Source organism: Pseudonocardia pini, assembly GCF_013870575.1.
Lineage (GTDB): Bacteria > Actinomycetota > Actinomycetes > Mycobacteriales > Pseudonocardiaceae > Pseudonocardia > Pseudonocardia pini.
The window spans coordinates 1-6,705 of record NZ_JACBXB010000270.1 but is presented as its reverse complement, the minus strand read 5'-3'; the positions used below and the strand labels follow the sequence as shown (position 1 = coordinate 6,705).

Here is a 6,705-nt window from a genome sequence, read left to right as displayed (position 1 = left end):
CGCCAGCCGGGCCCACAGCTCCCGGTCGGTCGTCTCCGCGGTCTCGGTCCGGGCAAGGACGGCGTCCCACGGGCTCTGCTTCTCCAGCAGGGCCCGGACGCTGGCGCGCAGGTCGTCCTCGATCTCGGAGTAGAGCAGGTCCCCCGTCACCGGAGTGCTCATCGCGGCAGGTCCTTCCACGGGGTGTCCTTGTCGGCCCGCGCCTCGGCGGGCAGCCCGAGCACCCGCTCGGCGATGATGTTCCGCATGATCTCCGAGGTGCCGCCCTCGATCGAGTTCCCCTTGGCGCGCAGGTAGCGCCAGCCCGCGGGGCTCTCCGAGTGGGTGACCAGGACGGGCCGTCGGGCCGTGTAGTCGGTGTAGCGCAGGGCCTCGTCGCCGAGCAGGTCGAGCTCGAAGGCGGAGACCTGCTGGTTGAGCCGGGCGTGGGTGAGCTTGGCGCCCGATCCCTCCGGCCCCGGCATCCCCGCGGCCTGCTGCTGGCCCAGCCGCTCGGCCGTGAGCCTGCCCGCCTCCGCCTCGACCCAGAACCGCAGGACCTGGTCGTGGCTGCCCGGGGTGCGCAGCTCGGGCCGCTCCCGCCAGACCTTCGCCAGCTCGCCGATCGCGCCGCTCTCGCGCGGGATCGTGCCGCCGCCGATCGCCACGCGCTCGTTCATCAGGGTGTTCTGGGTGACCGCCCAGCCCTGCCCGACCTCACCCAGCCGCTGGTCACCGGGGATCCGGACGGCGTCGAGGTAGACCTCGTTGAACTCGCTCTCGCCGGTGATCTGGCGCAGCGGCCGGACGTCCACGCCCGGGGCGTCCATCGCGCAGACGAAGAACGTGAGACCCCGGTGCTTCGGCTGGGCCGGGTCGGTGCGGGTGACGAGGATGGCCCAGGTCGCGTCGTGGGCCAGCGACGTCCACACCTTCTGCCCGTCGACGACCCAGTCCGCACCGTCGGGCTTGGCGCTGGTGGCCACGTTCGCGAGGTCGGAGCCGGCGCCGGGCTCGCTGAAGAGCTGGCACCAGATCTCCTCGCCGGTCCACAGTGGCCGCAGCCAGCGCCGCTGTTGCTCCGGCGTGCCGAACCGCAGGATCGTCGGCGCGGCCATGCCGAGGCCGATGACGTTGGTGTGCGGGCGGTTGTCGGGGGCGCCCGCGGCGGCGAACGCGGCGTCCACCCCGGGCTGCAGACCCGGCTCGGCCCCGAGCCCACCGAGGCCCTCGGGGTAGTGCACCCAGGCCAGGCCTGCGTCGAAGCGGGCCCGGAGGAAGGCGAGGCGGTCGGTGCCCGCGGGGTCGTGCTCGGCGAGGAACGCCCGGACCCGGGCGGCGAGGCCGTCCGCGGTGAGCGGGCCGCTGGTCGCGGTACTGGTCACGATCACCCTTCAGCCGAGAGTCTCGGGTCCGCGGACCCGTCCTGTGGTCGTGGGTCCACCGTAGGAACCGCGCGGTGTCCGGGGTTGTCGCAAACCGGGACATCCACCGGGGACGCGTCACTGGAGCGGATTGCGACACCGCCGCCACGGCCCGGCCGGCTAGCGTCGCGGCGCACGCGCCGGGGCACCCGCCCCGACGCTCCTCCAGATGGGAGCACCACCATGGGTCGTCTCGACGGCAAGGTCGCCTTCGTCACCGGCGCCGCCCGCGGCCAGGGTCGCAGCCACGCGATCGAGCTCGCCCGCGAGGGCGCCGACATCATCGCCGTGGACATCGCCCACGACCTGCCCGAGCTCGGCCTCGGCTACCCGCTCGGCTCCGCCGAGGAGCTCGCCGAGACCGCCGCGGAGGTGGAGAAGCTCGACCGGCGCGTCGTCACCGCGGAGGTCGACGTCCGGGACGGCGCCGCGCTCAAGGCGGCACTCGACTCCGGTGTCGCCGAGCTCGGGCGGCTGGACATCGTCGCCGCCAACGCGGGCATCGCCGCGAACTCCGTGCCCGCCCACGAGATCACCGACGACGCCTGGGAGCAGATGCTCGGCATCAACCTCACCGGCGTCTGGAAGACGGCGAAGGCCGCCGTGCCGCACCTCGTCGAGGGCGGCCGTGGCGGCGCGATGATCCTGACCAGCTCGATGGCGGGGCTGCGCGGCTACCAGGGCATCGCGGCGTACACCTCGGCCAAGCACGGCGTCGTCGGGTTGATGCGGGTGCTGGCCGCCGAGCTGGCGCCGCACTCGATCCGGGTCAACAGCGTGCACCCGACCCAGGTCAACACCCCGATGGTCATGAACGACGAGACCTTCAAGATCTTCCGCCCCGACCTCGAGCACCCCACCCGGGACGACTTCGAGGTCGCCTCGGCGGGCATGCACGCGCTGCCCGTGTCGTGGGCCGAGCCGCTCGACATCAGCCGCGCGCTGGTCTTCCTGGCCTCCGACGACGCCCGCCTGATCACCGGCGTCCCGCTCCCGATCGACGCGGGCCTGCTGGTCAAGTGACGGGTGGGTGGCGATGGTCGCTCTGGCGACCATCGCCACCCACGACCTCAGACGAAGCCCTTGCGCAGGAAGTCGCCGATCCCGGCGGTGGCCTCCTGCGCCTCGGGCAGGAAGCTGAAGACCGGCCAGATGTGCACCATGTCCTGGCCGATCTCGAGCTCGGCCTCGCCGCCTGCCGCCTTCAGCTTCTCGACGAGCCGGACCGCGTCGTCGTGCAGGCCCTCGTCCGTCCCGACGTAGACCTTCAGCGGCGGGAGGCCGCTCAGGTCCGCGTAGAGCGGGGAGGCCAGCGGCGTGGCCTTGGGCTCGGCGCCACCCAGGTAGGCCCCACCCATCGCGGTGACCAGCGCCGCGGCCGGGAGCGGGTCGAGGTGCGCCCGCTCGGTCAGCGAGGCACCCTCCCCCGCCAGGTCGACCAACGGCGAGCAGACCACCGACGCCGACGGGGCCGGGTCGCCGTCCTCGCGGAGCTTCAGCAGCGCGGAGACCACGAGGCCGCCGCCCGCGGAGTCCCCGACGAAGGCCACCCGGCGCACCCCGGGCTGCTCGCGGGCCCAGCGGTAGGCCGCGACCGCGTCGTCGAGTGGCGCGGGGAACGGGTTCTCCGGCGCCAACCGGTAGTCGACCACCAGCACCCGCGCGTCCGCCGCCTGCGAGATCCGGTACCCGAACTCCTGGTAGCCCTTGGCGTTGCCCATGCACCAGCCGCCGCCGTGCAGCAGCACCACGGCCTTGTCCCGGGCGGTGCCGGGTGCGGACACCCAGATCGCCGGGACGCCGCCCGCGTCGACCTGCTCGGTCTCGGCGTCGGCGGGCAGCTCGAAGTTCGCGAGCACCTCGTCGTAGAGCCTGCGGTAGTCGTTCATGTCGGCCTCGGGCTCGGAGACCAGGTGGGTCAACAGGTCTCGGGCGCGGGACAGCTCGGCACTCGCCATGGGGTCCTCCTCGATCGTCGTCGATCAGTGCGGGGGGTTCGGGTCACATCTTCTGCAGGGTGGGCATGACCTCGCGGGTGAACAGGTCGTAGCTGCCCGCCGCCTTCTGCCCCATCAGGCCGCCGTACTGGAACACCATGATCGGTTCGTACTCACCCACGATCGCCTTCCGCTCCTCGTGCTTGGCGATCATCTCCTCGGGGGTGCCCCAGATCTGACCGTTCACGTAGATGTCGACGACGGCGTCGAGACCGTAGGCGTCGATCGCCTCCTTGGCCGCGGCGTAGGAGGCGTAGCCCTTCGTGCTCTCGAAGTGCCTGCCGCCGAACTCGTAGTGCTCCACGCAGCTCATGTAGTAGTTGCCGACGTGCTCGTAGGCGACCCGGCGGGCCTCCGCGGAGTCCTGGTGGCAGTAGGTCAGGTCGATCATCAGCGGCGGCGGGGCCTCGCCACCCTGGGTCTCTCGGTACGCCTCGCGGTACTGCTCGATCATCGGCAGGTGCATGGTCTCCATCGGACCCTGGATGAACGCCATCATCGCCACGCCGAGCCTGCCGGCCGCGACCGCCGAGTCGGGGCTCATCGCCACGCACGTGGTGCGCCCCCTGAAGGTCCCCAGCGGCGTGGGGTGCACCGCCACCTTGGTCTGCGGGTAGTACTTCCCGTCGTTCTCGACGTAGCCGTCCTCGAGACCGCGGATGATCATCGCCGCGGCCTCGTCGAACCGCTCGCGGGACTCGCCCATCTCGATCCCGAACCCCTCGAACTCGCGGCGCGCCAGGCCGCGACCCATGCCGAACATCGCCCGGCCGTTCGACAGGTTGTCCAGCAACGCGATCTTCTCGACCACCCGCATCGGGTCGTTCCAGGGCAGGATCACCGCGGTCGTGTGCATCTTCGCGTTCTTCGTCTGACCGGCCAGGAACGACAGGAACTGGGTGTTGTCCGGACACATCGAGTAACCCGGGTCGAAGTGGTGCTCGACGCAGCCGATGCTCTCGTACCCGTCCTCGTCCGCACGGAGCGAGAGCGCGATCTGGTCGAGGTAGATCTCGTGGTCCGGGACGGCGTTGTGGTAGTTCTGGATCAGGTTGGTCATGTGGACCTTCACGTGGCCTCCTCGACACGGTCGCGGCGAAGTGCAGGGCACTCCCCGGGCAGGGCCGCGAGCCCGGACGGGGTGGGCGACGCCGTCGGCGTCGGTGAGCGCGAGGCCCGAGCTCGCTGTGACCTGCGCCTCAAGGCTCGCAGCGGGCCTCGGGGCGACGTTGTCGCATTCCGCTACAGTCCGCCGTCCCCGCGAACGCCGAAGGGCCGGGACCCGCAGGTCCCGGCCCGTCCAGGCGACACAGAGGCGACGCGGAGGCGACGCGGGGGTCAGATCTTCTCGAAGTGGGTGATGTCGAGGATCTGGCCGGTGCGCTCCTGCGCCCACACCGCGCGGACCCGGGTGCCCGGGCCGATCTGCTCCCGCACCGCGCTGGGGTCGTCGAGGTCGAGGCCGCCGACGTAGTGCATGAGCAGGGTGGAGGCGCCGTCGAGCCGGATGCCGGCGATGGCGTAGGGCGGGGTCGGGCCGCCGCGGAAGCCCTGCCACGCCACGGTGAACGCCTCGACGACACCCTCGGCAGGCAGCTCGATCCACTCGTCGGTCCTCACGAAGCAGGACTCGCAGTAGGCCTGCGGCGGCACGAACGTGCGCGAGCACTCCGGGCAGGAGTTGGCCAGGATCTGCTGCTCGGTGAGGCCCGCCATGAAGCGGCCCCAGGTCGCGCCCAGGTGGACGTCGTAGGTCAGGTCCCAGTGGACCCGCTGGGTCGTGGTCATGTGCGCTCCAGGATGGCGAGGTTCTCGAACTGGAAGAAGGTGCCGCCGGTGCCGTGCGCGAGCCCGCGGCGCGCGCCGGGGACCTGCATGGCCTCGGGTGCGTCGCCCATCAGCTGCAGCGCCACGTAGACGAGGGGGGCGAGCTCGCCCGCCACGCCCGCGTTGGTGCACAACGGGCCGCCGGACAGGTTCACCGGCACGTCCCCGTCGATCCGGGTGGCCCCGGAGCGGATCAGGTCGATCCCCCCGCCGGGCGGGGCGAAGCCGAGCGCCTCGAGCTGCATGGGCTGCATCGGGGCGTACGGGGAGAACACCTCGACCACGTCGATCTCCTCGCGCGGGTCCCGCACGTCGGCGAGCTGGTAGACCTTCTGCGCCAGGATGGCCAGGTTCTCCATCGCCGCGAAGTCGTTCTTGCCGCCGCCCAGGTACGGGTCGCTGCTCGTGGCGAACGCCTTGATCAGCACGGGTGTGGGTCGCAGGTCGGAGGTCGTGCCCTCCGCGCACACCAGCAGCGCGTTGGCCGAGGTGGACACCGGGCACACCATCGCCATGGTCAGCGGGTAGGACAGGGGCTTGGCGCCCACCACCTCGTCGACGGTCATGGTGTTGCGCAGGTGCGCGTACGGGTTGCGGGAGGCGTGCTCGTGGTCCTGCACCGCCGAGACCGCGTAGTCCTCGACCGTCGCCCCGAAGCGCTCGGTGTAGGCGCTCGGGTAGAACGCGCCCATGTGGTAGGCACCCATACCGAGGGGCTGCTCCACGATCATCGGCGAGTTGGTGTTGATCGCCGACTGCAGGTCCTGCGCGCCGAAGAACGTCGGGCCGCCGATCACCAGCACCCGGCGCCGGTCACCCGCCCGCACCTGCCGGGCCGCGACCTGCACGAGGTTCCCGCCCGTGGTGCCGCCGGTGTTGAGGATCGACACCGGCAGCTCGGTGCCCAGCCCCAGCCTGCGCACCAGGTGCTTGGCCCCCAGCACGGTGCCCTCGAAGCCGTCGATGTTGCCGATCACGATGCCGTCGAGGGAGTCCGGCGCGGCACCGGAGTGCTGCAGCGCCCCCCAGACCGCCTCCTGGATCAGCTCCAACGACGACGACGTCTGCTTGCGCGGCGAGGTCGCCGGCGTGATCCCGGCCCCTCCGATCACGGCCCTGGTGGCCATCAGACTCCCTCCACCACGAGCACGGTCGCGGTCTCCGCGACGGGGCCGGTGAGCAGGTCCGTCGAGTGCGACACCGCCTGCCCCCCATGGGACTCCACCCACTCCACGGCCTCGAACAGCCGCAGCGCCCCGTTCGCGACGCCGGGGAAACAGCTCGCCACCCCGCCCGACGGGTTGATCACCGTCTCCCCCTTGGCCAGACCCAGCGCCTCGACGGTCGGACCCAGCAGCGCCGGGGTCGGCGCGGTCACCTCGGCGGCGCCGACCTGCTCGGCGGGCTCGGTGAGCCCGGCCCGGCGGTAGGCCTCCTGGCCCGCCCGCCGAGCGGCGGCGGCCGGGTCGGTGAGCCAC

Annotated in this window: 6 protein-coding genes and 1 pseudogene; 1 reads left to right on the top strand and 6 read right to left on the bottom strand. The window is 71.9% G+C overall.

The features are described from left to right. Positions 1-158: 158 nt before the first annotated feature. Positions 159-1,364: an acyl-CoA dehydrogenase family protein gene (locus H5J29_RS16465; RefSeq protein ID WP_181781842.1), complete on the bottom strand. Its 1,206-nt coding sequence runs from the start codon at positions 1,362-1,364 to the stop codon at positions 159-161. Between the two features lie 222 nt (positions 1,365-1,586). On the opposite strand from H5J29_RS16465, the gene H5J29_RS16460 reads away from it, so the two are divergent. Next, positions 1,587-2,426, top strand: a complete 840-nt coding sequence (locus tag H5J29_RS16460) for a mycofactocin-coupled SDR family oxidoreductase (RefSeq protein ID WP_181781841.1) — start codon at positions 1,587-1,589, stop codon at positions 2,424-2,426. Positions 2,427-2,473: 47 nt separating this feature from the next. On the opposite strand, the gene H5J29_RS16455 is transcribed toward H5J29_RS16460, so the two are convergent. The 5 genes and pseudogenes from H5J29_RS16455 to H5J29_RS16435 all read right to left on the bottom strand — a co-directional run. Then, positions 2,474-3,361 carry an alpha/beta hydrolase gene (locus H5J29_RS16455; protein WP_181781840.1) on the bottom strand — a complete coding sequence of 296 codons (888 nt, stop codon included), beginning with the start codon at positions 3,359-3,361 and terminating at the stop codon, positions 2,474-2,476. Positions 3,362-3,404: 43 nt separating this feature from the next. Then, positions 3,405-4,472 (bottom strand): LLM class flavin-dependent oxidoreductase, encoded by a 1,068-nt coding sequence (locus tag H5J29_RS16450; RefSeq protein ID WP_181781839.1) that lies wholly within the window; start codon positions 4,470-4,472, stop codon positions 3,405-3,407. A gap of 266 nt (positions 4,473-4,738) precedes the next feature. Then, complete coding sequence (locus H5J29_RS16445) at positions 4,739-5,188, bottom strand: Zn-ribbon domain-containing OB-fold protein (RefSeq protein ID WP_181781838.1); 450 nt, start codon at positions 5,186-5,188, stop codon at positions 4,739-4,741. Further along, complete coding sequence (locus H5J29_RS16440) at positions 5,185-6,354, bottom strand: thiolase family protein (RefSeq protein ID WP_181781837.1); 1,170 nt, start codon at positions 6,352-6,354, stop codon at positions 5,185-5,187. Before H5J29_RS16440 ends, H5J29_RS16445 begins: the two co-directional genes overlap by 4 nt. Beyond that, positions 6,354-6,705 (bottom strand): annotated as a pseudogene (locus H5J29_RS16435) (beta-ketoacyl-[acyl-carrier-protein] synthase family protein); the annotation flags it as partial. The pseudogene H5J29_RS16435 and the gene H5J29_RS16440, both read right to left, overlap by 1 nt.